Source organism: Oryzibacter oryziterrae (genome assembly GCF_021864535.1).
Lineage (GTDB): Bacteria > Pseudomonadota > Alphaproteobacteria > Rhizobiales > Pleomorphomonadaceae > Pleomorphomonas > Pleomorphomonas oryziterrae.
In genome coordinates, this window is sequence record NZ_JAKJIC010000001.1 from 42,984 (window position 1) to 64,852 (window position 21,869).

Consider the following 21,869-nt stretch of genomic DNA (forward strand, 5'->3'; position numbering starts at 1 on the left):
CACGGTCCTTGAAACCGCGCGGAAGGAGTTGAAAATGGCTGCTGTCAAGGAGACCGTCGATCAGGTTTCGGCCCTCGACGTCGACAAGTACAAATATGGCTTCGTGTCGGACATCGAGTCCGAGTTGGCGCCCAAGGGGCTCAACGAAGACATCGTCCGGTATATTTCCGCCAAGAAGAACGAACCCGAGTGGATGACCGAGTGGCGCCTTGAGGCGTTCCGCCGCTGGCAGACCATGGAGGAGCCGACCTGGGCGCGCGTCCATTATCCGAAGATCGATTTTCAGGATCTGCACTATTACGCCGCGCCGAAGAAGAAGGCCGGCCCCAAGAGCCTCGACGAGGTCGATCCCGAGCTGCTTGAGACCTACAAGAAGCTCGGCATCCCCCTGAAGGAGCAGGAGATCCTTGCCGGTGTCGAGCGTGGCGAGGGCGCCAAGGTTGCCGTCGACGCGGTGTTCGATTCGGTGTCCGTGGTCACCACCTTCAAGGCCGAGCTTGCCAAGCACGGCGTCATCTTCTGCCCGATCTCGGAAGCGGTGCGCGAGTATCCCGATCTCGTGCGCAAGTATCTCGGCACCGTGGTGCCGACCACCGACAACTATTACGCCACGCTGAACTCGGCTGTCTTCTCCGACGGTTCCTTCGTCTACATCCCCAAGGGCGTGCGCTGCCCGATGGAGCTGTCGACCTATTTCCGCATCAACGAGAAGAAGACCGGCCAGTTCGAGCGGACGCTGATCATCGCCGACGAAGGCGCCTATGTGTCCTATCTCGAAGGCTGCACGGCGCCGTCGCGCGACGAAAACCAGCTGCACGCCGCCGTGGTCGAGCTCATTGCGCTCGATGACTCGGAGATCAAGTATTCCACCGTTCAGAACTGGTATCCGGGCGACAGTGAGGGCAAGGGCGGCGTCTACAATTTCGTCACCAAGCGTGGCGATTGTCGCGGCAAGAACTCCAAGATCTCCTGGACGCAGGTGGAGACCGGCTCGGCCATCACCTGGAAATATCCCTCCTGCGTGCTGCGCGGCGACAACTCGCGCGGCGAGTTCTATTCCATCGCCATCTCCAATGGCCGCCAGCAGGTGGACAGCGGCACCAAGATGATCCACCTCGGCAAGAACACGTCGAGCAAGATCATCTCCAAGGGCATCTCGGCGGGCAAGTCCAACAACACCTATCGCGGCCTGGTCTCGGTCGGCCGCAAGGCCTCCGGCGCGCGCAATTTCACCAATTGCGACAGTCTGTTGATCGGCAACAAGTGCGGCGCCCACACCGTTCCCTATATCGAGAGCAAGAATGCCTCGGCCGTGGTCGAGCATGAAGCCACCACGTCGAAGATCTCCGACGATCAGATGTTCTACTGCCTGCAGCGCGGCCTGCCGCAGGAAGAGGCCATCGCCCTGATCGTCAACGGCTTCGTGCGCGACGTGCTGCAGCAGCTGCCCATGGAATTCATGGTGGAGACGCAGAAGCTCATCGGCATCAGCCTCGAGGGGAGCGTGGGGTGAAGCCATGTCTTCTGCCGCTGCTTCCCGCTCTGTTGCCGCCAATGTCGGTATCTTCGCGAATGAACAGGACGCGCTCGATGCCGTGGTTAGTCGGCTTGTGAACGCGCTCGATCCCGAATCCGTCTGGCTGTTCGGCAGTCGTGCCCGCGGTACGGGCCGCCCTGACAGCGACTTCGACATTCTGGTTGTCGGCAAGGAACACTCCGACTTCGACGGTGACGACTACGATCGGGTCTATGCTCCGCTGAAGGGATTGGCCGTCGGTGTCGATGTGGTTCCGTGCGACTACGAGACCTTTCGCGCCTCGCTCGGGCTCCAGACCAGTCTGGTGCGCCGGATCGTTGACGAAGGGCGTCTGATCTACGGAGCAGGCACATGACCCCGGAGGAACTGCGCCGAATCCGTGTCGGAGCCTTTCATCGTCTTGCGGCGGAAGAGCTGGATGCCGCAAGGCTGTTGGCAACGTCTCATCCGGCGCAAGCTGCTTACTTCCTTCAGCAGTCGGTAGAAAAGCTGGCGCGAGGGGTTCTGGAAATGCTCGACGTTCCAGTTGGCCCTACCCACAACATACACCAACTTGCGCTATTGATGGCGGGACAAGATGCTTGGCGAGACCGATTTGCGGCGCTCGACGAGTTGTCGGTTGCAGCTACACGCTACCGGTATCCGGGACCGAAAGGAACCCTTGGCGCCATGCCTCTGGATCGCCTCGTGCGATTACTCGATGGGGTGGGGCGTCTGAACGAAGAGTTTGGCGCGATCCTTCTCGCCTTTGCCAACAATGACTGACAGGGCAGACGAGACATGACGACTGAAACTCAACTAGGCAAAAGTCAAGCCAGCGCCACCCCCAAGCCCGTCGTCAACATCGACGAGGTCGAGCTCGTGGCGAGCTCCGTGGGCGACATCTTCGAGGAGCGCTATGCGCCGCTCAGCGATGTCGTTGGCGGTCGCATGCTCGGCTACAACCTGACCATCGTGCCGCCGGGCAAGCGCTCGTGCCCCTTCCACAGCCATCGGGCCAATGAAGAGATGTTCTTCATCGTGGCCGGCGAGGGTACCTATCGCTTCGGCGAAGAGAGCTATCCGGTGAAGGCGGGCGATGTCTGCGCCGCCCCGGCCGGCGGGCCGGAAACGGCCCATCACCTCATCAACACCGGCACGCGGGATCTCAAGTATCTCGGCGTGTCGACCGTGATCTACCCGGACATTTGCGAATATCCGGATTCGGGCAAGTTCCTCGCGACCACTGGACCCGGCGCTCAGGGACACCGTTTCCGCTTCATCGGACGCAAGACCACGAGCCTCGATTATTACGACGGCGAGATCTGACAGGAATTTACGAACATGCTCGAAATCCGCGACCTGCACGCCAAGATCGGCGACCGCGAAATCCTCAAGGGCCTGAGCCTCACCGTCAAGCCGGGCGAGGTGCACGCCATCATGGGCCCGAACGGTGCCGGCAAGTCCACGCTGTCCTACATCCTCGCCGGCAAGGAGGATTACGACATCACCTCCGGCGACATCCTCCTGAACGGCAAGTCCATCCTCGAACTCTCGCCCAACGAGCGTTCGGTGGCCGGCCTGTTCCTGGCCTTCCAGTATCCGATCGAAATCCCCGGCGTCGCCACCATGACCTTCCTGAAGGCGGCGCTCAATGCCCACCGCAAGGCCAAGGGCGAGGGCGAACTGTCGACGCCGGACTTCATGAAGGTGGTCAAGGAAACCGCCGCCAAGCTCAACATCACCTCGGACATGCTGAAGCGTCCCGTCAACGTCGGCTTCTCCGGCGGCGAGAAGAAGCGCGCAGAAGTGATGCAGATGGCGCTCCTGCAGCCGCGCATCTGCATTCTCGACGAGACCGACTCCGGCCTCGACATCGACGCGCTCAAGGTGGTGTCGGAAGGCGTCAACGCCCTGCGCTCGCCGGAGCGGTCCTTCGTGGTGATCACCCACTATCAGCGCCTGCTCGACCATATCGTGCCCGACATCGTGCACGTGCTCTCGGCCGGGCGCATCGTCAAGACCGGCGGCCCTGAGCTGGCGCTGGAGCTTGAGCAGAATGGCTACGCCGCCTATGTCGACGCGGCCTGAGGGGGACGGAATGGCACATCCCATGCGTACCCCCGCCGAGGAGACGCTGATCGCCCGCTTTGCTGCCGAAAAGGCCGCCTTGCCGGGCACGGCGACCCTCATCACGCCCTTGCGCGAGACGGCCTTCCGCGCCTTCGAGGAAGTTGGCCTGCCGCATCGCCGCGTCGAGGATTGGCGCTATACCGATCTGCGCGCCAACCTCAAGTCCATCGCTCCGGCAGCCGGCCCGGCCAATCTTGACGCCATCCGCACCGCCAAGCCGGCCGTGGAAGGCGACGGCGCCCGTCGCCTGGTGGTCGCCAACGGCACCTTCCTTGCCGACCTGAGCGACCTTGCCGACCTCGAAGCCGGTCTGTCGATCCGCAGCCTTGCCGAGGATCTCGCCAACGGCACCACGTCGGTGGCCCATGCCATCGGCATCGACCCGCTGCCGGCCGGCAACACGGCCGTCGAACTCAACACCGCCTTCATGACCGACGGCGTCGTCATCGAGGTGGCCGAGGGTGTCGTGATCGAGCGGCCGCTGGAGATCGTGCATCTGGTCGCCAGCGCCACGCCGGTGTCGACCGCGGTTCGCAATTTCGTCTTCGTCGGAGCCGGTGCGCGGGCGACGGTGATCGAGACCGTTGAGTCGCTGGACGCGGTCGCGCACCAGTCCAACATCGTGACGACGCTCAGCGTGGGTGACGATGCCGCACTCGATCACATCCGCTTGCAGCTGGAGCCGGATACGGCCGTCAGCTTTGCCACCGTCACCGCGCGCATCGGTGCTCGGGCGACGCTGAACACCTTCAACGCCGCGCTCGGTGCCGGCCTTGCCCGCGCCCAGGTCTTCGCCACTTTCACCGGGCGCGAGGCCAAGGGTGGCTTCCGCGGCGTGACGCTGCTGTCCGGTCGTCGCCATGCCGATACCACGCTGGTGGTTAATCACGACGCCGAGGCCTGCGAGAGCCGCGAGCTCTACAAGGCCGTGGTCGACGACAGCGCCAAGTCGGTGTTCCAGGGGCGGATCGAGGTGCCCTCGCACGCGCAGAAGACCGACGCCCGCATGATGACCGCGTCGCTGCTGCTCTCCGAGGACGCCGAGGCTGCCGCCAAGCCCGAGCTGGAGATCTTCGCCGACGACGTCCAGTGCGGTCACGGCGCCACCTGCGGCGAGATCGACGATGACCTCATGTTCTACCTGCTTTCGCGCGGCATTCCCGAAGCGGAAGCGGAGTCCATGCTGATCCTCGCCTTCCTCGGCGAAGCCATCGACGAGATCGACAATGAAGCCGTGCATGACGCGTTGATTCATCGCGTCGAGGATTGGCTGAAGGCGCGGCAGGGGTAGGGCGTCCGCGCGTTGTTGGTGTCATTGGAGCAGCAGGGGGGCTACCCCTCTCTCCAACTCTCCCCCGCAAGGGGGGAGAGGGCCTCGATTGGTTCACTTCAGAGCCGATCGACTTTCGAGGCTCTGAACGGAAACTCCTGTCCGGCCCTCTCCCCCCTTGCGGGGGAGAGTTGGAGAGAGGGGTGATCCAGTCCAACGACGCGGGTGCGATCAACTGAAACAGCCTGGATGATAGGCGGACAAGACCATGACTACTCCTTATGACGTCGAGGCCATTCGCAGGGATTTCCCGATCCTGGACCTGAAGGTCTATGGCAAGCCGCTGGTCTATCTCGACAACGGGGCCTCGGCGCAGAAGCCGCAGGCGGTGATCGATCGCATGGTGCACGTCTTCACGCATGAATATGCGAACGTGCATCGCGGTCTGCATTTCCTGTCCAATGCCGCCACGGAAGCCTTCGAAGAGGCCCGTGAGATCGTGCGCGCCTTCCTCAATGCGCCGAGCCACGAACAGATCGTCTTCACCCGCTCCTCGACGGAAGCCATCAATCTGGTAGCCGCCAGCTATGGCGGCATGGTGCTGGAAGAGGGCGACGAGGTGATCCTGTCGATCCTCGAGCATCATTCCAACATCGTGCCCTGGAACTTCCATCGCGAGAAGAAGGGCGTTGTGATCAAGTGGGCGCCGGTTACCGACGACGGCGCTTTCGATCTCGAGGCCTTTGCCAAGCTGTTGACGCCGCGCACCAAGATCGTGGCGATCACCCACATGTCCAATGTCACCGGCACCATCGTCCCCATCAAGGACGTGGTGCGGCTGGCGCATGCCAACGGCACCAGGGTGCTGGTCGACGGCAGTCAGGGCGCCGTGCATCTGCCCGTGGACGTTCAGGATCTCGACGCCGACTTCTACGTGATCACCGGTCACAAGCTTTACGGCCCCACCGGCATCGGTGTGCTCTACGGCAAGCGCGAGCTGCTGGAGGCCATGCCGCCCTGGCAGGGCGGCGGCGAGATGATCCGTGAGGTGACACAGGCGGGCGTCACCTATAACGAGCCGCCGCATCGCTTCGAGGCCGGCACGCCGCCGATCGTCGAGGCGATCGGTCTCGGCGCCGCGCTGAAATACATGGAGAGCCTTGGTCGCGAGGCCATCCTTGCCCATGAGAATGATCTGCGCGACTATGCCATGAAGCGGCTGTCGGAAATGAACTCGGTGCGCATCTACGGCACCACCCGGGAGAAGGGCGCCATCGTGGCCTTCTCCATGGCCGGCGCCCATGCCCACGACGTTGCGACGATCATCGATCGATCCGGCGTCGCCGTGCGCGCCGGGACACACTGCGCGATGCCGCTGCTCGAACGTTTCGGCGTCACGTCCACTTGCCGGGCGTCATTTGCCCTCTACAATACCCGCGAAGAGGTGGATGCACTTGTGGCCGCCCTTCGAAAGGCGGAAACCCTGTTCGGATGAATGCCATGAACGAGATTGCTTCCGATCCCGAAATGGGCGCCACCCCGGTGGTTGCCAGTGCCCTTCCAGCCGAAGAACTGGAACGGCTGACCGCCGATATCATCGCCGCGCTCAAGACGGTCTATGATCCGGAGATTCCGGCGGACATCTACGAGCTCGGCCTCGTCTACAAGATCGACATCGACGACGATCGTCTTGTCACCATCGACATGACGCTGACGGCGCCCGGTTGCCCCGTTGCCGGCGAGATGCCGGGCTGGGTCGAGAACGCCGTCGGTGCCGTGCGCGGCATTCATGGCGTGCAGGTGAACATGGTCTTCGATCCGCCGTGGACGCCCGACCGCATGAGCGAGGAAGCGCAAGTCGCCACGAACTGGTATTGAGGATCGGGTGGAGCATCTCCATCTGATAGGATCGGACCTGCCTTGAACCGGATCTGCTCAGGAGCAATTGACATGGCATTGGCCAAGCGCAAGCTGGACGTCATCACCATCACCGAGGCCGCCGCCGAACGCGTGCGCGAAATCGTCGAGAACGCCGATTCCGGCGTGATCGGGTTGCGCGTTGGCGTCAAGAACGGCGGGTGTGCCGGCATGAGCTACACCATGGAGCTCGCCACCGCCGCCGCCCCCGGCGACGAGCGCGTCGACGCCCATGGCGCCACGGTATTGGTCGATCCCAGGGCCGTGCTGTTTCTGCTCGGCACGCAGATGGACTTCGAGCGGACCACGCTCAAGACCGGCTTCGTCTTCAACAACCCCAATCAGGTCAGCGCCTGCGGTTGCGGTGAAAGCGTCAGCCTGAAGCCGGCCGAAGCGGTTGAGTAAGGCGGAAAGGCGAGGGGACGCATTTTTCATCGAATAAAACTCCTCGCTGGATTGTTTGTCTCCCTGAAAGCAAGTCTGGTCCCGTTGATTTCCGGCGGGCCAGGACATTCAGGCGATCAGGGAGCTTCACATATGCGTCTATCCCTTGGAATATTCGTTGCCGCCGGCATGATGAGCCTGGCAGCAGCCCGTGCCGACGATCTCTCTGAGGCCGCCGGCCATTACACCATCGATCCGGCCTCCGAGATCAACTTCAACGTCGGCCAGGTCGGCGGCGGTGGCATCTCCGGCAAGTTCCCCGATTTCACCGGCTCGATGGACCTTGATGCCCATGACCTCGGTCACTCCAGGGTCGCCTTCGTCCTGAAGCCGGCCAGCCTCACCACCGGGCAGGATCGCATCGACGGCTTCCTGCGGTCGAGTGCGGTCTTTGACGCCTCCGAATATCCCGATGTGGTGTTCCGTTCGGCGAGCGTCGAGCGCACCGGGACCGACACGGCCCGCATCGTCGGCGCCATCACGGCGCGCGGGATCACCTACAAGGCCACCTTCGATGCGCATCTGGATCGCAAGTCCGGTCGCGCCTTGTCCTTCACCGTCACCGGTCAAGTGCCGCGCCTGCCCTTCGGCATGGGGATCGGCGTGCCGATCTACGACAACATGGTCGCCTTCAACATGACGCTGGTGGCAAAGAGGGGCTAGGCTGTCCGATGTTTCGCAACTCTTCCCAAGGCTACGGCTGGGTCTCCGTCGGCCTGCACTGGTTGATGGCAATCCTGTTTGTGGGCCAGATCGGCCTTGGCTACGCCACGCAGGCGGTGACCGACCCGGCTCTGCAGTTCGATCTCTACCAGTGGCACAAGTCGACCGGCTTTCTCCTGCTGGCGCTGGCACTGCTTCGGCTGACCTGGCGCCTCAGCGAGCGGCAGCCGGACGACGCGCCGTCATCTCGTTCGCTGCAGCGATCGGCAAAGCTCGTGCATCTGGGGCTGTTCGTGGCGCTGTTCGCCGTGCCGCTCACGGGCTGGGCCGTGGCGTCGACGTCGGTGCTCGACATTCCGAGCTATGTCTTCAATCTGGTGGTGATCCCGCCGCTGCCACTGACGCCTTCGGACGCCGCCGAGGCTTTCTGGTCGACGTTGCATGCCACACTTGCCTATGGTGCGGCCGCCTTGATTGCATCGCATGCCGGCGCGGCGCTCTGGCATCAGTTCATCCGCCGCGACGGTTTGCTGCGGCGGATGTGGTTTCGCTCAGCCTGATCGGGATCAGGCGGCTGCCACCTGGCTGAGGAAGCTCTCGACCTGGTGACGCAAGGCGCGCGTCTCCTCGTTCATGTCCTCGGCGGTGGCGGCCACGTCGGCGGCGAAGACGCTCGTGTCGGCCACGCCCTTGCTCACCGCATCGATCTCGCCGGTGGCATTCTGCGTGCCGTCGGAAGCATCGGCCACGCTGCGGGAGATCTCGTCGGTGGCGGCACTCTGCTGGCTGATGGCGCTGGCAATGGCGTTGGTGTTGCCGTTGATCTCTTCCATGATGGCCGAGATCTGGCGGATGGCGCCCACGGCTTCGCCTGTGGCTCCCTGGATGTCATTGACCTGCACGGCGATTTCCTCGGTCGCCTTGGCGGTCTGGTTTGCCAGCTGCTTGACCTCGGACGCCACCACGGCGAAGCCGCGGCCCGCCTCGCCGGCGCGGGCGGCCTCGATGGTCGCATTCAGCGCCAGAAGGTTGGTCTGCTCGGCGATCTCAGAGATCAGGTTCACCACCGCGCCGATCTTGGTGGCCGCTTCGGCCAGGCTGTCGATGCGGCTGTTGGTATGGCGCGCGGCGTCGGCGGCGCGATCGACGATCTTGTTGGTGGTCTGGATCTGACGGCCGATCTCGCCGATGGAGGCCGCGAGTTCTTCCGCCGAGGCGGCAACCACCTGGACGGAATGCGTGGCGCTTTGTGCGGCCGACGCAGCCGATGCCGCCCGCGCGCTCGCCGCGTTGCTGGTGCCCTTCAACTGTTCCGAGGCCGAGAGCATCTTGCCGGCGCTCTGCGAGAAGGTGTTGAGCGCATTCGTCATGCCCTGGCGGAAGGCGACGATCAGATTGTCCACCTTCTGCTGGCGGCCCGCGCGGGCCTGCTGGTCTGCCGCGGCGGACTGACCGAGCTGCACGCGCTCGTCAATTGCATCGCGGAACGAAACGATCGTGGCGTTGATCGCGACGATCTCCTTCAGCTTGCTGGCGGAGGCGTTGGTCTGCGAGGTGTCGCCGCGCGCCAGCCGGTTCAGCGCAACGACGATGGCTTCCAGCGGGTTGGAAATGGAGCGGACGATGAGCAGCGACACGACGATGAGCAGCCCGAGAGCGATCACGCAGATTGCGCCAACCCAGATGGCGAGCGACCACACCTGCGCTTCCAGCTCATCCACATAGACGCCGGTGCCGATCACCATGTTCCACGGCTTGAAGTACTTGATGTAGGACGTCTTGGGGAACAGCGTCGCCTTGTCTTCGCCGGGCTTCGGCCAGGTGTAGGAGTAGAAGGCGTCTTCGCCGCCGTTGTTGCGGATGGCGTCATTCATGGCGCCATAGAGCGGCGTGCCGTCCGGCTGCTTCACGTCGGACTTGATCTGGCCTTCCCACTCCGGCTTCAGCGGGTGCATCACCACGCGCATGTCCATGTCATGGATCCAGAAGTAACCCGACGGGCCGTAGCGCATCACGCGCAGTGCTGCGAGCGCCCGCGCCTTGGCGTCCTGTTCGGAAAGCTCTCCTGTTGTGCTCTTGGCTTGATAGTCGGCCACTACACTATATGCACTGGCGACCAGGAGGCTTAGCCGGTCATTCGTGTCGGCGAATATGTTGTTCTTGTAGCTTTGGACTGTATATGCAGAGAGCGATACAAATCCGACGGCAAAAATCAACACGAGACCCAGTAGACGTGACTTGATCGAATTGAACACAGCTATCCCCTGGATGATCATGCACCGCAAAGTTGAACATACTGTGGTGTGAATTGATTAAGTAACTGTTATTTTTGGGCTCCGAGCTTTCAATTTTGAAGGAATTTAAACCTGATGGTCGCGGTTCACTTTCGATATATTCTGACGTAATCGACCAACATTTCCATCGGGAACTTGCTGGTCGCGTCAGGTGCGCCCGGCCAATCACCACCGACGGCGAGGTTGAGCAGCAGATATTGCGGCTTGCTGAAAGGCCATTGGGCGCTGCCCGATCCGGCGTTGCGATAGCTGTGGTAGATCTTGTCGTCGACGCCGATGGAGATCTTGGCCGGCGTCCACGTCATCTGGTAGCGGTGGTAGGCCGTGCAGGCCGTTGCCACCTTGATTGCTCCGCCATTGCCCGAGGTCCCCGCCGTCGAGCGCGTGTGCAGCGTGCCGTAGATGGTTGGATCCTTGTTGATCTTCTCCATGATGTCGATTTCGCCGCTGTCGGGCCACTTGTCGGCTGTGCCCAGCATCCAGATGGCCGGCCAGGCGCCCTGGGTGCAGGGCAGCTTGGCGCGGACCTCGACGAAGCCGTAGGTCCAGCTGGCCTTGCCGCGGGTGATGAGGCGGCCCGAGGTATAGTCCTGCTGGCCATAATCGGCGGCGCTGGTCAGACGCTCCTTGCGGGCGATGATGTGCAGCTTGCCATCCTTCACCCGCGTATTGGCAAGGCGACGAGCGGCATAGTATTGCAACTCATTGTTGTACCAGCCCGTCTTGTTGGCCTCGGTATCGTAGACCCAGTTCCTGGCCGAGGGCAGGCCGTCGGTGCTGAACTCGTCGTGCCAGACCAGCTTGTAGCCGGTCGGCGGCGCCGCCATGGCCGGGCCGAAGGAGAGCGTGGTGCTCGACAGCAGGGCGGCGGCCGCTGCTTTGATGATGCTCTGAATGGCCGGCGCCATTGGGCCCTCCCTTTGCGTCAACGAGGATATCTTGCGAAGCCGGTAATGCAGGTAATGCCGAGCGTCCTTGAAAATGACTCTCGGTATCCCGCTTTCGAATGTCTCATGCCCTTGATGCAGATGCGATATTGGAAATGTCTTCAATCAGCCGATGCGGCAGCATCTTGGCGCATTGGTACAAGGTGCCACGATTGCGCTAACAGCGGGTTGAAAATGTGGCCCAAATCGTCGGGAAGATCTGAAACTTGCGTCCGGAGCATCAAGCTCTTGGAACGATTTCGACTGAATACACTCAAATGGTCTATTCAGTTACATATTATATACTTCAAATATATTCTTTGAGGTTCGGCGACTTGAGCCGCCGAACCATTGTTCTGAGAACGTTTTCACCAGTTATGATGATGCGAACCGATTTGCTCGAGGAAACGATCGACGTCCGCCTTGTGGCACAGCTGCGTTCCCGAGGTGATCACCGACGCCGTACCGCAGGCAACGCCGAGGCGGAAGGCATCTTCCGGGATCAGGCCCGAGGCAAGACCGAAGACCATGCCGCCAACGAAGCTGTCACCGGCGCCGGAGGCCGACTTCACTTCCACCTTGGGCGACTGCAGGAACACATGGGTGTCCGGCGTCACCAGCAGGGCGCCGTCTTCGCCCATGGTGATGGCGATCATCTTCACCTTGCCGGCAGCGATCATCTCGCGGGCGGCGATGACCATGTCGTCATTGGTCGGCAGCGCACGGCCCACGAGCTTTTCGAACTCGCCCTGGCTCGGCTTCATCAGTTCGATGCCGCCGCGTTCCAGCGCCAGGTCCAGCGGCTTGCCGGAGGTGTCGAGCACCAGATGGCCGCCACGCGCCGCGACCAGATCGGCCAGCTGCACATAGAAGTCGGCCGGAATGCCGCGGGGCAGGGAGCCCGACCCGACGCACCAGTCCCAATCGAGGTCCTTCAGCGCGAACAGGCAGCGCTTCCACTCGATTTCGCTGACCTCGGGGCCTTCCGGAATGAAGCGATACTCAAGACCGGTGGACCGTTCGTAGACCAGATGGCAGACGCGCGTGTTCTGGGCAATCGGAATGCGACGGCGCGGAATGCCGCGCGAGCCGAGGAGTTCGTCGAACACCTGACCGGTCGTGCCGCCCGACATGTAGAGCGCGATGGAATTTCCGCCGAGTTCCTTGATCACACGTGTTACATTGATACCGCCGCCACCTGGATCATACTGTTCGGCGGTAATGCGGATCTTGTGGGTGTGACGAACGACGTCCGCTTCGGCGGTATCGTCGATCGACGGATTGAGTGTGAGCGTTACGATCGGTTTCATGGGTCGTTATTTCATGGCCCGTTCAGTTTTCGTGACGACCCACAAGGGTCAGAAGCCAGTGACGCGTTTCGGAAAACCGATCAAGAGAGGGGTTTTCCTGCCCTAGTCGACGGAAGACGAGGACCACACTCCGCCGTTTGGCTCGGTTGTCGATTTATCGTGCTTTCGATACGAAAGCCATGGTTTAGATCAATTCCGTCAGGAAGCCGCTATCATGTTCTCGAAGATTCTGATCGCAAATCGTGGTGAAATCGCCTGCCGCGTCATCAAGACGGCCCGCAAAATGGGGATTTCCACGGTCGCGGTCTACTCGGATGCCGATCGTGATGCCGTTCATGTGGAAATGGCTGATGAGGCTGTGCATATCGGACCTGCAGCTGCCGCACAGTCTTATCTCCTGATGGACAAGATCATTGCCGCCTGCAAGCAGACGGGCGCTGAAGCCGTGCATCCCGGCTATGGATTCCTGTCCGAGCGCGCCGCCTTCCCGCGCGCACTGGCCGCAGAGGGAATCGTTTTCATTGGTCCCAACCCCGATGCGATCGACGCCATGGGCGACAAGATTCAGTCGAAGATCTTTGCCGACCGTGCTGGCGTCAGCACCGTGCCCGGCAATCTCGGGCTGATTGAGAATTCCAAGGAAGCCGTGCGCGTCGCCGACGAGATCGGCTATCCCGTGATGATCAAGGCGTCGGCCGGCGGTGGCGGCAAGGGCATGCGCATTGCCTGGGACGCCGTCGAGGCGGCCGAGGGCTTCACGCGCGCCCGGTCGGAGGCGGTCAACTCCTTTGGTGACGACCGCATCTTCATCGAGAAGTTCATCGTCAATCCGCGCCACATCGAGATCCAGCTGCTCGGCGACAAGCATGGCAATGTGATCTATCTGGGCGAACGCGAATGCTCGATCCAGCGCCGCAATCAGAAGGTCATCGAGGAGGCTCCGTCACCGCTGCTCGACGAGGCCACCCGCAAGGCCATGGGTGAGCAGGCCGTCGCTCTCGCCAAGGCCGTCGGCTATGACAGCGCCGGCACGGTGGAGTTCGTCGCCGGACAGGACAAGAGCTTCTTCTTCCTGGAGATGAACACCCGCCTGCAGGTGGAGCATCCGGTCACCGAGTTGATCACCGGCATCGATCTCGTTGAGCAGATGATTCGCGTTGCCGCCGGCGAGCCGCTGACGATCACGCAGGACGACGTGAAGCTGAAGGGCTGGGCCGTCGAGAGCCGCGTCTATGCCGAAGATCCCTATCGCAACTTCCTGCCGTCCACCGGCCGTCTGGTGAAGTACCGGCCGCCGGAAGAGGGCGTGAAGGGCCGCATCACCGTGCGTAACGACACGGGTGTGACCGAGGGCTCGGAAATCTCCATGTTCTACGATCCGATGATCGCCAAGCTGGTGACGCATGCGCCGACCCGCATCGAGGCGATCGATGCGCAGGCCGAGGCGCTGGATCGCTTCCTGATCGACGGCATTCAGCCGAACATTCCTTTCCTCACCGCCCTGATGCAGCATCCGCGCTGGCGGGCTGGAAACCTGTCGACCGGGTTCATCAAGGAAGAGTTCCCCGACGGCTTTACCGGTCGCGCTCCGGACGCTGAAGCCAAGGAAGTGCTGGCCGTTGCCGCGCTCGCCATGGAAATGGTGCGCAAGGAGCGTCTTGACCATCACTCGGGCCGGCTCAAGCCGCACTCGGGTCACTGGCGCCACGAGTGGGTGGTTCGCCTCGATCGCGAGTATGTCAATGTGACCGTGCCGCAGGGTTACGCCGCGGTGCCGCTCGAGATCGACACCGAGATCAACGGTCGCCACATGACCGTGGCGTCCGACTGGCGCCTCGGCGAGCCGCTTTGGACTGGCCGCATCGACGGCCGTGAAGTTGCCGTGCAGGTGCGGTCGCTCAGCGGTGGCGGCGTGTTTCTGTCCTGGCGCGGCGTCAACATCAAGGCGCATGCCATGCTGCCGGAAGTAGCCGCGCTCGACGCGCTGATGCCGGTGAAGGTGCCGCCCGATCTCTCCAAATATCTCCTCTGCCCGATGCCGGGCTTGGTCGTCTCCATCGCCGTTCATCAGGGGCAGGAGGTCAAGGCCGGCGACATTCTCGCAGTCGTCGAGGCCATGAAGATGGAGAACGTGCTGCGCGCCGAGCGCGACGGCAAGGTCGCCACCGTCCACGCCAAGTCGGGCGACAGCCTGGCGGTGGACGCGGTGATCCTGGAGTTCGCGTGATCTGCGCTTATAGAGTCTAGGCGGAAGCGATGCGCGGGCCGGATATCCCTTGGGGTGTCCGGCTCGTTCCGTTTTACGGCCGCCAGGCGACCAGAAGAACGCCGCCAAAGATCAGGGCGACGCCCAGCCAGTTGGCGGGTGCGAGGCGTTCGCCGAGAAAGAGAGCCGCGAAGATGGCGACCAGGACCACGCTCAGCTTGTCGATCGGCGCCACGCGTGCGGCTTCGCCCAGTTTCAGGGCGCGGAAGTAGCACAGCCATGAGGCGCCGGTGGCAAGGCCTGAAAGCACCAGGAACAGCCATGTCCTGGCCGGTATGGTCGCGGGGGCCTGCCAGCTGCCACTGACGAAAAGCATGAGCGCGGCGGCTGCCACGATCACCACGGTTCTGACGAAGGTGGCAAAGTCCGGGTTCACGGCGGCCACGCCGAGTTTCGCCAATATCGCCGTCAGGGCCGCGAAGGCAGCCGACAGCAGGGCCCAGACCAGCCAGGGCTGGAGATAGTCACGCATCAGAGCCGTCCGTTCTCGCAACATGCCTGCCATTCCAGACTAACAGGCCTGATTTGATTCTTCTCCTTGTTAGCGGCCCGGCCGAAAGCAATACTGTGGTGAGATTCACCCACATGGCGGTTGCTCATGGAGCCCAGTTCCGATCCGGTCGTTGTTCGCCATCGCGAGCTTGAACGATTTGCCAACGCTACCCTGAAGGCTGGCCGCATCCTCATGGAGTGCGGCGCCTCGGTGCATGTGGTGCACGAGGGGATGACCATGATCGCCCGCGGCTTTGGCGTCGAGGGTGTGGGCATCCGCTCGGGCTATGCCTCGCTCGCCATCACCGTCACCGCCGGCGACAACACCATCACCCGCATGATCTCCGTCGGTCGCCACGCGGTGAACCATCGCCTCGATCAGGCGGTTCGGGCGCTGGCGGTGCGCGTCTCCAAGGGCGGCATGACCGTCGAGGAGACCGAGACGGAACTGGTCCGGCTCGCCAGGGAGACGCCGCGGCATGCGCCCTGGTTCGTCGCGCTTGCGGTCGGTCTGGCCTGCACCGCCTTCGGTCGCCTGTTCGGTGTGGACTGGGCAGCCTTCCTGCCGGTCTGGGCTGCCGGTGGCATCGGCCAGTATATCCGCCATCAGCTGCTGCACCGGGGCGTCAACGTCTTCATCGTCGCCGGCACCATCGCCTTCATCGCCGCCACGCTCGGCGGGCTCGGCGCCATGGCGGTAGGGTCGAAGACGATCAACCTCGCCATGATGGCGTCGATCCTGCTGCTGGTGCCCGGTGTGCCCGCCACCAATGCGCAGACCGATATCATGGACGGCTATCCCACCATGGGCAGTGCCCGCGCCGTCACCGTGCTGATGATCATGGTCTTCGCCGCCACCGGTGTGTGGCTGGCCGAAGCTCTCCTGGGGGTGCGCGCATGACCATGGATGCCATCCTCCACCTGTTGCATCAGGCGCTGTTCGGCGGCATTGCCGCCATGGGCTTCGGTGTGCTGTTCAATTTCGGCTTCCGCCTCCTGCCCTGGTGCGGCGCGGCCGGCGCGCTGGCGCTGGCGGTCCGTACCCTTGGTCTCGACGATGGCTGGAGCCTCGAGGCCGCCACCTTCGCCGCCGCCATCGTCACCAGCTGCTCGGCGAGCGTCCTTCGCCGCGCGCTCGGTCCGGTCTGCAACGCCGTGGCGCTGGCCGGCTGCATCCCCATGGTGCCCGGCGCCTTCTTCGGGCAGGCGCTGCTCAGCTTCTTCGCGCTCACTGCGCCCAATCCGGTGAACGCCGACCAGACCATCGTGCTCGCCATCGAATACATCCTGCGCGTCATCTTCACGCTCGGCGCCATCGGGGCAGGGCTGGCGATCCCGGCACACCTGCTCAAGAATCGCGAATTCTGAGCAAGGCCGGGCTGCCCGACTCTGGACAATCGCGCCGGCGCTGCCTAAAAGCCCAGCCGTTGACACCATCGCTTACCCGCACTCGTCGGCGGGAGTGAGCAACAAAGGACTGACCATGATCCACGTGACTTTTCCCGATGGCTCGGTGCGCGAGTTCGCTCCCGGCATCACCGGCTTCGAGATTGCCTCGGGCATCTCCAAATCCCTCGCCAAGAAGGCCGTCGCCATGGCGCTCGATGGAGCGCTGAGCGATCTGCATGACCCCATCACCACCGATGCCAAGCTTGAGATCGTGACGCGCGATGACCCGCGCGCGCTCGAGCTGATCCGCCACGACGCAGCCCATGTGATGGCGGAAGCGGTGCAGGAGCTGTTCCCCGGTACGCAGGTGACCATCGGTCCGGTGATCGAGAACGGCTTCTATTACGATTTCTATCGCCCCGAAGGTCCGTTCACTCCGGACGATCTGCCGAAGATCGAGGCGAAGATGCGCGAGATCATCGCGCGCGACAAGCCGTTCACCAAGCAGGTCTGGAGCCGCGATCAGGCCAAGGACTGGTTCGAGAAGAAGGGCGAGGCCTTCAAGGTCGAGCTCGTCGACGCCATTTCCGCCGACCAGTCGATCAAGATGTATGCCCAGGGCGACTGGATGGACCTCTGCCGTGGACCGCACATGGTCTCCACCGGCAAGATCGGGAGCGCCTTCAAGCTGATGAAGGTGGCGGGCGCCTATTGGCGCGGTGATTCCAACCGCGAGATGCTGACCCGCATCTATGCCACCGCCTGGCACACGGAAGAGGATCTCAAGGCCTATCTCACCATGCTCGAAGAGGCCGAGAAGCGCGATCATCGCCGCCTCGGCCGCGAGATGGACCTGTTCCACTTCCAGGAGGAAGGTCCGGGCGTGGTGTTCTGGCATGCCAAGGGCTGGTCGATGTTCCAGTCGCTGATCGCCTACATGCGCCGCCGTCTCGCCGGCGCCTATCAGGAGGTCAACGGCCCGCAGGTGCTCGACAAGGTGCTGTGGGAGACCTCCGGTCACTGGGGCTGGTACAAGGAGAACATGTTCGCCGTTCAGTCGGCGGGCGAGGAGGCCGAGGACAAGCGCATCTTCGCGCTGAAGCCGATGAACTGCCCCGGCCACATCCAGATCTTCAAGCACGGCCTCAAGTCCTATCGCGACCTGCCGATCCGCATGGCCGAGTTCGGCATCGTACACCGTTACGAGCCTTCGGGCGCCATGCACGGCATCATGCGCGTGCGCGGCTTCACGCAGGACGACGCGCATATCTTCTGCACCGAGGCCGACATGGCCGCCGAGTGCCACAAGATCAACGACCTCATCCTGTCGGTCTACGAGGACTTCGGCTTCAAGGAAGTCATGGTCAAGCTGTCGACCCGTCCGGAAAAGCGCGTCGGCTCGGATGACCTGTGGGATCACGCCGAAGAGGTGATGACCAAGGTTCTGAACGAGATCGCCGAGCGTTCGGGCGGCCGCATCAAGACCGGCATCAACCCGGGCGAGGGCGCCTTCTACGGACCGAAGTTCGAGTATACGCTGAAGGACGCCATCGGTCGCGAATGGCAGTGCGGCACCACGCAGGTCGACTTCAACCTGCCGGAGCGCTTCGGCGCCTTCTATGTGGATGCGGACGGCACCAAGAAGACGCCGGTGATGATTCACCGCGCCATCTGCGGCTCCATGGAGCGCTTCCTCGGCATTCTCATCGAGAACTTCGCCGGTCACTTCCCGCTGTGGTTCGCCCCCTCGCAGGTCATGGTCACCACCATCACCTCCGATGCGGACGACTATGCCCAGCAGGTCTACGACCGCCTGATCAAGATGGGCGTGAAGGCCGAGATCGATCTGAGGAACGAGAAGATCAACTACAAGGTCCGCGAGCATTCGCTGGCCAAGATCCCGCTGATCTTCGTCTGCGGCAAGCGCGAGGCGGAAGAAGCTACCGTCAACGTCCGCACCCTGGGCTCGCAGACGCCCAAGTCGATGACGCTGGATGACGCTTGCGCCATGGTGGCCGCCGACATCATCCCGCCGGATCTGAAGCGCGTCGGCTGACGATCCTTCCCTGTCCTTCGGCCCGGTGGCATGTCCTCCGGGCCGTTTTGTTTTTGTGATGCCAAGTGTCATTGAAAATGACCCTTGGCATTCCGCTTTCGAATTTCTCATGCCTCTGATGCAAATGAGAAATTCGAAATTTCTTCATTGAGCCCATGCGTCAGCATCTGGGCGAAATGGTGTGAGACATGATGGACGAGACCCGCTTTGAACCCGTGATCGAGATCCTTTCGGAGCCGTCGCCGGCCGACGAAGCGGCCATTCTCGCGCGCCTGATAGCCTATAACGAGGAAGCCGGCGGGCCGGCGCGGTATACACCGTTCAATCTCGTGGTCCGCCATCCCGAGAGCGGCGAAGCCATCGGCGGCATGGTCGGCTCGTCGGGCTACGACTGGCTCTACATCGATCTCTTCGTGATTCCCAAGGAGATGCGGCGCCAGGGCTTCGGCTCCAGGCTGATCGCCATGGCCGAAGCGGAAGCGCGCCGGCGCGGCTGCATCGGCATCTGGCTCGACACCTATATCTTCCAGGCGCGCCCCTTCTACGAAAAGCACGGCTTTGTCTGCTGTGGCGAGATCCTGGATCACCCCAGGGGCGGAGCGCGCTATTTCATGCAGAAGCGGCTGGACGGGGCGCCTCTTCAGCGTTGACCGCCGAAGAGGCTTCCGGTCACGCCGGAGTGCAACCCATGCCGTTCCGCTTGGCGTTTTCGATGCAGTCTGCCTTGTTCGAATAGCCTTGCGAGGACGAGCCTACGATCCGGCCGTTTGGCGCCGTTCGGCGCCAGCGCCAGCCGTCGGCTGCCTGATAGATTTCCCAGACGTCTCCATTCGCATCCTTGCACGTGGACATGGTGTCCTCCTTGTTGCTGCGTGAGGCAAACTATTCACACCGCGAAAGGAGTTCTACAAATTGCATGCAATTCTTGGTATGCATTTTGGTTGTACCTGCCGAGGGGGCTGTGTGGACCATTGCGGTGTTCCTGTGCCGCCTTCCGCTTGCAGGCCGTCCAATCAAGGGCGCTGCCATCGTCGGCTTGCGCTGGACGCATTAAACCTTCACTGGCTCCCATAGTTCCACGGGATTGCCTTCGGGGTCCTGGATGCGCGCGAAGCGCCCGATTTCGGAGTTCCTCTCGGCGCGGGTTTCCACGGCAACACCGCTCGCCGTGAGGTCAGCCAGCAACCCATCAAGATCATCGACCCTGAAGTTTATCATCCACTGCTGCTCCGCCCGGCCGAAGTAGTCGGTATCCTTTGAAAAGGGGCCGAAGATCGTCATCCCTGCCTCTTGCTGCCAGGCAGACTTGTGCATGTCGTCAATGCCGAGATGTGTTTGGTATCATTCGGCCAAAGCTTCCGGATCTTTTGCCCGGAAGAAGATACCGCCGATACCCACTGCCTTAGGCATGTCTTTCTCCCTTGTTTCTTGTGAAGGTTATGCGTAGCTCGCTGCACAATGTGCATTGCCGTGTCGGTTTGCGGGGCGCCATTCCGTCCGGGCCGGTGCTAACCTCCGTGTCTCCCCGCATTCACCCAAGTCTGCCATTCACTCAATGTCATCGGCGACAGGCCTAGTTCGTATCAGCAGAACCATCTGCCTGAGCGACCCCCTCAGCCTTGCGGGACCGGCCAAACCAGACGCAACACACCCATGGATAGCTTTGCCCGTTATGGGGTGAAAGTGGCGTGCAGGATCTTCGGCGGCGGATAGCTCAACTTTGGTCGCCCCCTGTTTGATTAAACATGGAGCATGTAATTCGCTCTGTTGCTTTCCAGTATGAATTAATCGTCGCAGTGTGCATACTTTTTATGCATTTGTTGCTTGTTTCCGCAAAATAGAAAACCCAAATTGCTGTCATATTGTTATAATTATACATGAAATATTAGCGATTCACGATAGAATGCCGACAAGTCCAAGAACTGTGAGGCGGTGACAGATGGCTGCGTCCAACGTATCGATCCGTGATATCTCGACGAAGTCGGAAGCTGTTCAGGAGATCACCTTTTCCAAGGTTGGCCAGATCAGGGCCATCAACCGACGCATGCGCATTCTCGCCCTGAATGCCTTGATCGAGGCCGAGCGTGCCGGGGCGGCCGGGCGGGGCTTTGCCGTCGTCAGTCAGGAAGTGCGTGGCATCTCCGAGGAAGTCGAGAAGCTGTCGACAGCTCTTGAGGCCGAGCTTGCCAACGAGATCGGCCAGATCTCCACGCTCGTCCAGGAAATGAGCGAGGGGTCCCAGGGCCAGCGTCTCGTCGATCTGGCGCTCAATGCCATCGAGATCGTCGACCGCAATCTCTACGAACGCACCTGCGACGTGCGCTGGTGGGCCACCGATTCCGCTTTTGTCGATGCCCTGAGCTCGCCGTCGGAGGATGCCTTCAACCATGCCGCCCGGCGGCTGGATGTCATCCTCCGCGCCTATACCGTCTATCTCGACCTGTGGCTCTGCGATCTCAATGGCAACGTGGTGGCCTCCGGCCGCAACAACCGCTATCCCGCCATCGGCACCAATGTCGCCAGTCGTCCGTGGTTCAAGTCGGGCATCGGCTTGCGCAGCGGCGATGATTTTCATGCCGAAGACGTGGCGCGCGAGCCCATTCTGGGCAATGCCCTTGTCGCAACCTATGCAACGCCGGTCCGCGTCGGTGGCGAAGCCAGCGGTCGTCCGATCGGACTGCTCGCCATTCACTTCGATTGGGAGCCGCAGGCCGACACCATCGTGAGGGGCGTGCGCCTGTCGGATGAGGAGCGTGAGAACAGCCGTGTGCTGATCGTCGACCGCGGTGGACGCATCCTCGCCGCCTCGGATGGTCGTGGTGTGCTGACGGAGCGTATCGACAATCTCGGCCGGGACGTCAGCGGCTGGTCTTTCCGCAATGGCAGCCAGCTCATCGCCCATCACCTGACGCCGGGCTACGAGACCTATCAAGGCCTCGGTTGGCGGGGCGTCATCGTGCAGAACTTCGACGCCCTGCGCTGAGTGCGCGCACGGCGTCTGACCCGTTCTTCGACATCGCCTGTCAACGGTGCGCTACGTTGTTGCCCTGACAGCGCGGGCCAGCGATGCGGGAATGCTATGGTGGCGAAGCGGCGGATTTGCTAGAAGGGCGGCCATCTATCCCCGTTTGGTCTTCAGCGCGGCGATCGCGCGGCTTGCGGGGCTTCGAGTGTGCCGGAGGATCGCGCGCTT

22 protein-coding genes and 1 pseudogene are annotated in these 21,869 nt (G+C 62.4%); 17 read left to right on the top strand and 6 right to left on the bottom strand.

All coding sequences use genetic code 11. The features are described 5' to 3' along the window. The first annotated feature begins 34 nt into the window (after positions 1-34). From sufB to L2I41_RS00245, 11 genes are all read left to right on the top strand, one after another. Complete coding sequence (gene sufB / locus L2I41_RS00195) at positions 35-1,513, top strand: Fe-S cluster assembly protein SufB (RefSeq protein WP_237151477.1); 1,479 nt, start codon at positions 35-37, stop codon at positions 1,511-1,513. A gap of 4 nt (positions 1,514-1,517) precedes the next feature. Beyond that, positions 1,518-1,892: a nucleotidyltransferase domain-containing protein gene (locus L2I41_RS00200; protein WP_237151478.1), complete on the top strand. Its 375-nt coding sequence runs from the start codon at positions 1,518-1,520 to the stop codon at positions 1,890-1,892. Further along, the gene (locus L2I41_RS00205) at positions 1,889-2,302 is read left to right on the top strand and encodes a HEPN domain-containing protein (RefSeq protein WP_237151479.1); all 414 of its coding nucleotides are present in this window, start codon (positions 1,889-1,891) and stop codon (positions 2,300-2,302) included. Before L2I41_RS00200 ends, L2I41_RS00205 begins: the two co-directional genes overlap by 4 nt. 15 nt (positions 2,303-2,317) lie before the next feature. Continuing rightward, entirely contained in the window at positions 2,318-2,845 is a 528-nt protein-coding gene (locus L2I41_RS00210; protein ID WP_237151480.1) for a cupin domain-containing protein, read from the top strand. 15 nt (positions 2,846-2,860) lie between these two features. After that, positions 2,861-3,607, top strand: coding sequence for a Fe-S cluster assembly ATPase SufC (gene sufC / locus L2I41_RS00215; RefSeq protein WP_237151481.1), 747 nt, complete (start codon positions 2,861-2,863; stop codon positions 3,605-3,607). 10 nt (positions 3,608-3,617) lie between these two features. After that, positions 3,618-4,940 carry a Fe-S cluster assembly protein SufD gene (sufD, locus tag L2I41_RS00220; RefSeq protein WP_237151482.1) on the top strand — a complete coding sequence of 441 codons (1,323 nt, stop codon included), beginning with the start codon at positions 3,618-3,620 and terminating at the stop codon, positions 4,938-4,940. Between the two features lie 247 nt (positions 4,941-5,187). Continuing rightward, complete coding sequence (locus L2I41_RS00225; RefSeq protein ID WP_237151483.1) at positions 5,188-6,414, top strand: cysteine desulfurase; 1,227 nt, start codon at positions 5,188-5,190, stop codon at positions 6,412-6,414. A 5-nt stretch (positions 6,415-6,419) separates the two neighbouring features. Beyond that, entirely contained in the window at positions 6,420-6,797 is a 378-nt protein-coding gene (locus L2I41_RS00230) for an SUF system Fe-S cluster assembly protein (RefSeq protein ID WP_237151484.1), read from the top strand. A 72-nt stretch (positions 6,798-6,869) separates the two neighbouring features. Then, a complete protein-coding gene (gene sufA, locus L2I41_RS00235) occupies positions 6,870-7,241 on the top strand; it encodes a Fe-S cluster assembly scaffold SufA (RefSeq protein WP_237151485.1) in 372 nt (123 codons plus the stop codon). Between the two features lie 132 nt (positions 7,242-7,373). Then, positions 7,374-7,943, top strand: coding sequence for a YceI family protein (locus tag L2I41_RS00240; protein ID WP_237151486.1), 570 nt, complete (start codon positions 7,374-7,376; stop codon positions 7,941-7,943). An 8-nt stretch (positions 7,944-7,951) separates the two neighbouring features. Then, positions 7,952-8,503 (top strand): cytochrome b, encoded by a 552-nt coding sequence (locus L2I41_RS00245; RefSeq protein ID WP_237151487.1) that lies wholly within the window; start codon positions 7,952-7,954, stop codon positions 8,501-8,503. Between the two features lie 6 nt (positions 8,504-8,509). On the opposite strand, the gene L2I41_RS00250 is transcribed toward L2I41_RS00245, so the two are convergent. From L2I41_RS00250 to L2I41_RS00260, 3 genes are all read right to left on the bottom strand, one after another. Beyond that, the gene (locus tag L2I41_RS00250) at positions 8,510-10,219 is read right to left on the bottom strand and encodes a methyl-accepting chemotaxis protein (protein ID WP_237151488.1); all 1,710 of its coding nucleotides are present in this window, start codon (positions 10,217-10,219) and stop codon (positions 8,510-8,512) included. 104 nt (positions 10,220-10,323) lie between these two features. Beyond that, positions 10,324-11,145: a glycoside hydrolase family 16 protein gene (locus L2I41_RS00255; protein ID WP_237151489.1), complete on the bottom strand. Its 822-nt coding sequence runs from the start codon at positions 11,143-11,145 to the stop codon at positions 10,324-10,326. A gap of 386 nt (positions 11,146-11,531) precedes the next feature. Beyond that, positions 11,532-12,473 carry a 1-phosphofructokinase family hexose kinase gene (locus L2I41_RS00260; RefSeq protein WP_237151490.1) on the bottom strand — a complete coding sequence of 314 codons (942 nt, stop codon included), beginning with the start codon at positions 12,471-12,473 and terminating at the stop codon, positions 11,532-11,534. Positions 12,474-12,687: 214 nt separating this feature from the next. Here L2I41_RS00260 and L2I41_RS00265 point away from each other — a divergent pair, with 214 nt between their 5' ends. Continuing rightward, a complete protein-coding gene (locus L2I41_RS00265; protein ID WP_237151491.1) occupies positions 12,688-14,700 on the top strand; it encodes an acetyl-CoA carboxylase biotin carboxylase subunit in 2,013 nt (670 codons plus the stop codon). A 73-nt stretch (positions 14,701-14,773) separates the two neighbouring features. Here L2I41_RS00265 and L2I41_RS00270 read toward each other — a convergent pair whose 3' ends face one another. Continuing rightward, positions 14,774-15,211 (bottom strand): EamA family transporter, encoded by a 438-nt coding sequence (locus L2I41_RS00270; RefSeq protein ID WP_237151492.1) that lies wholly within the window; start codon positions 15,209-15,211, stop codon positions 14,774-14,776. A gap of 126 nt (positions 15,212-15,337) precedes the next feature. Here L2I41_RS00270 and L2I41_RS00275 point away from each other — a divergent pair, with 126 nt between their 5' ends. The 4 genes from L2I41_RS00275 (at position 15,338) to L2I41_RS00290 (ending at position 19,326) form a co-directional block, all read left to right on the top strand. Beyond that, positions 15,338-16,132, top strand: coding sequence for a threonine/serine exporter family protein (locus tag L2I41_RS00275; RefSeq protein ID WP_237151493.1), 795 nt, complete (start codon positions 15,338-15,340; stop codon positions 16,130-16,132). Beyond that, positions 16,129-16,599, top strand: coding sequence for a threonine/serine exporter family protein (locus tag L2I41_RS00280; protein WP_237151494.1), 471 nt, complete (start codon positions 16,129-16,131; stop codon positions 16,597-16,599). The genes L2I41_RS00275 and L2I41_RS00280 overlap by 4 nt, the downstream gene beginning before the upstream one ends. 115 nt (positions 16,600-16,714) lie before the next feature. After that, complete coding sequence (gene thrS, locus L2I41_RS00285) at positions 16,715-18,676, top strand: threonine--tRNA ligase (protein WP_237151495.1); 1,962 nt, start codon at positions 16,715-16,717, stop codon at positions 18,674-18,676. Between the two features lie 188 nt (positions 18,677-18,864). After that, positions 18,865-19,326 (top strand): GNAT family N-acetyltransferase, encoded by a 462-nt coding sequence (locus L2I41_RS00290; RefSeq protein WP_237151496.1) that lies wholly within the window; start codon positions 18,865-18,867, stop codon positions 19,324-19,326. Positions 19,327-19,345: 19 nt separating this feature from the next. On the opposite strand, the gene L2I41_RS00295 is transcribed toward L2I41_RS00290, so the two are convergent. Together L2I41_RS00295 and L2I41_RS00300 are read right to left on the bottom strand one after the other, a co-directional pair. After that, positions 19,346-19,528 (bottom strand): YegP family protein, encoded by a 183-nt coding sequence (locus L2I41_RS00295; protein ID WP_237151497.1) that lies wholly within the window; start codon positions 19,526-19,528, stop codon positions 19,346-19,348. Between the two features lie 198 nt (positions 19,529-19,726). Beyond that, positions 19,727-20,086: pseudogene (locus L2I41_RS00300) on the bottom strand (VOC family protein). 529 nt (positions 20,087-20,615) lie between these two features. Between L2I41_RS00300 and L2I41_RS00305 the strand changes: the two are divergent. Then, positions 20,616-21,659, top strand: a complete 1,044-nt coding sequence (locus L2I41_RS00305) for a methyl-accepting chemotaxis protein (protein WP_237151498.1) — start codon at positions 20,616-20,618, stop codon at positions 21,657-21,659. The last annotated feature ends 210 nt before the right edge of the window (positions 21,660-21,869 follow it).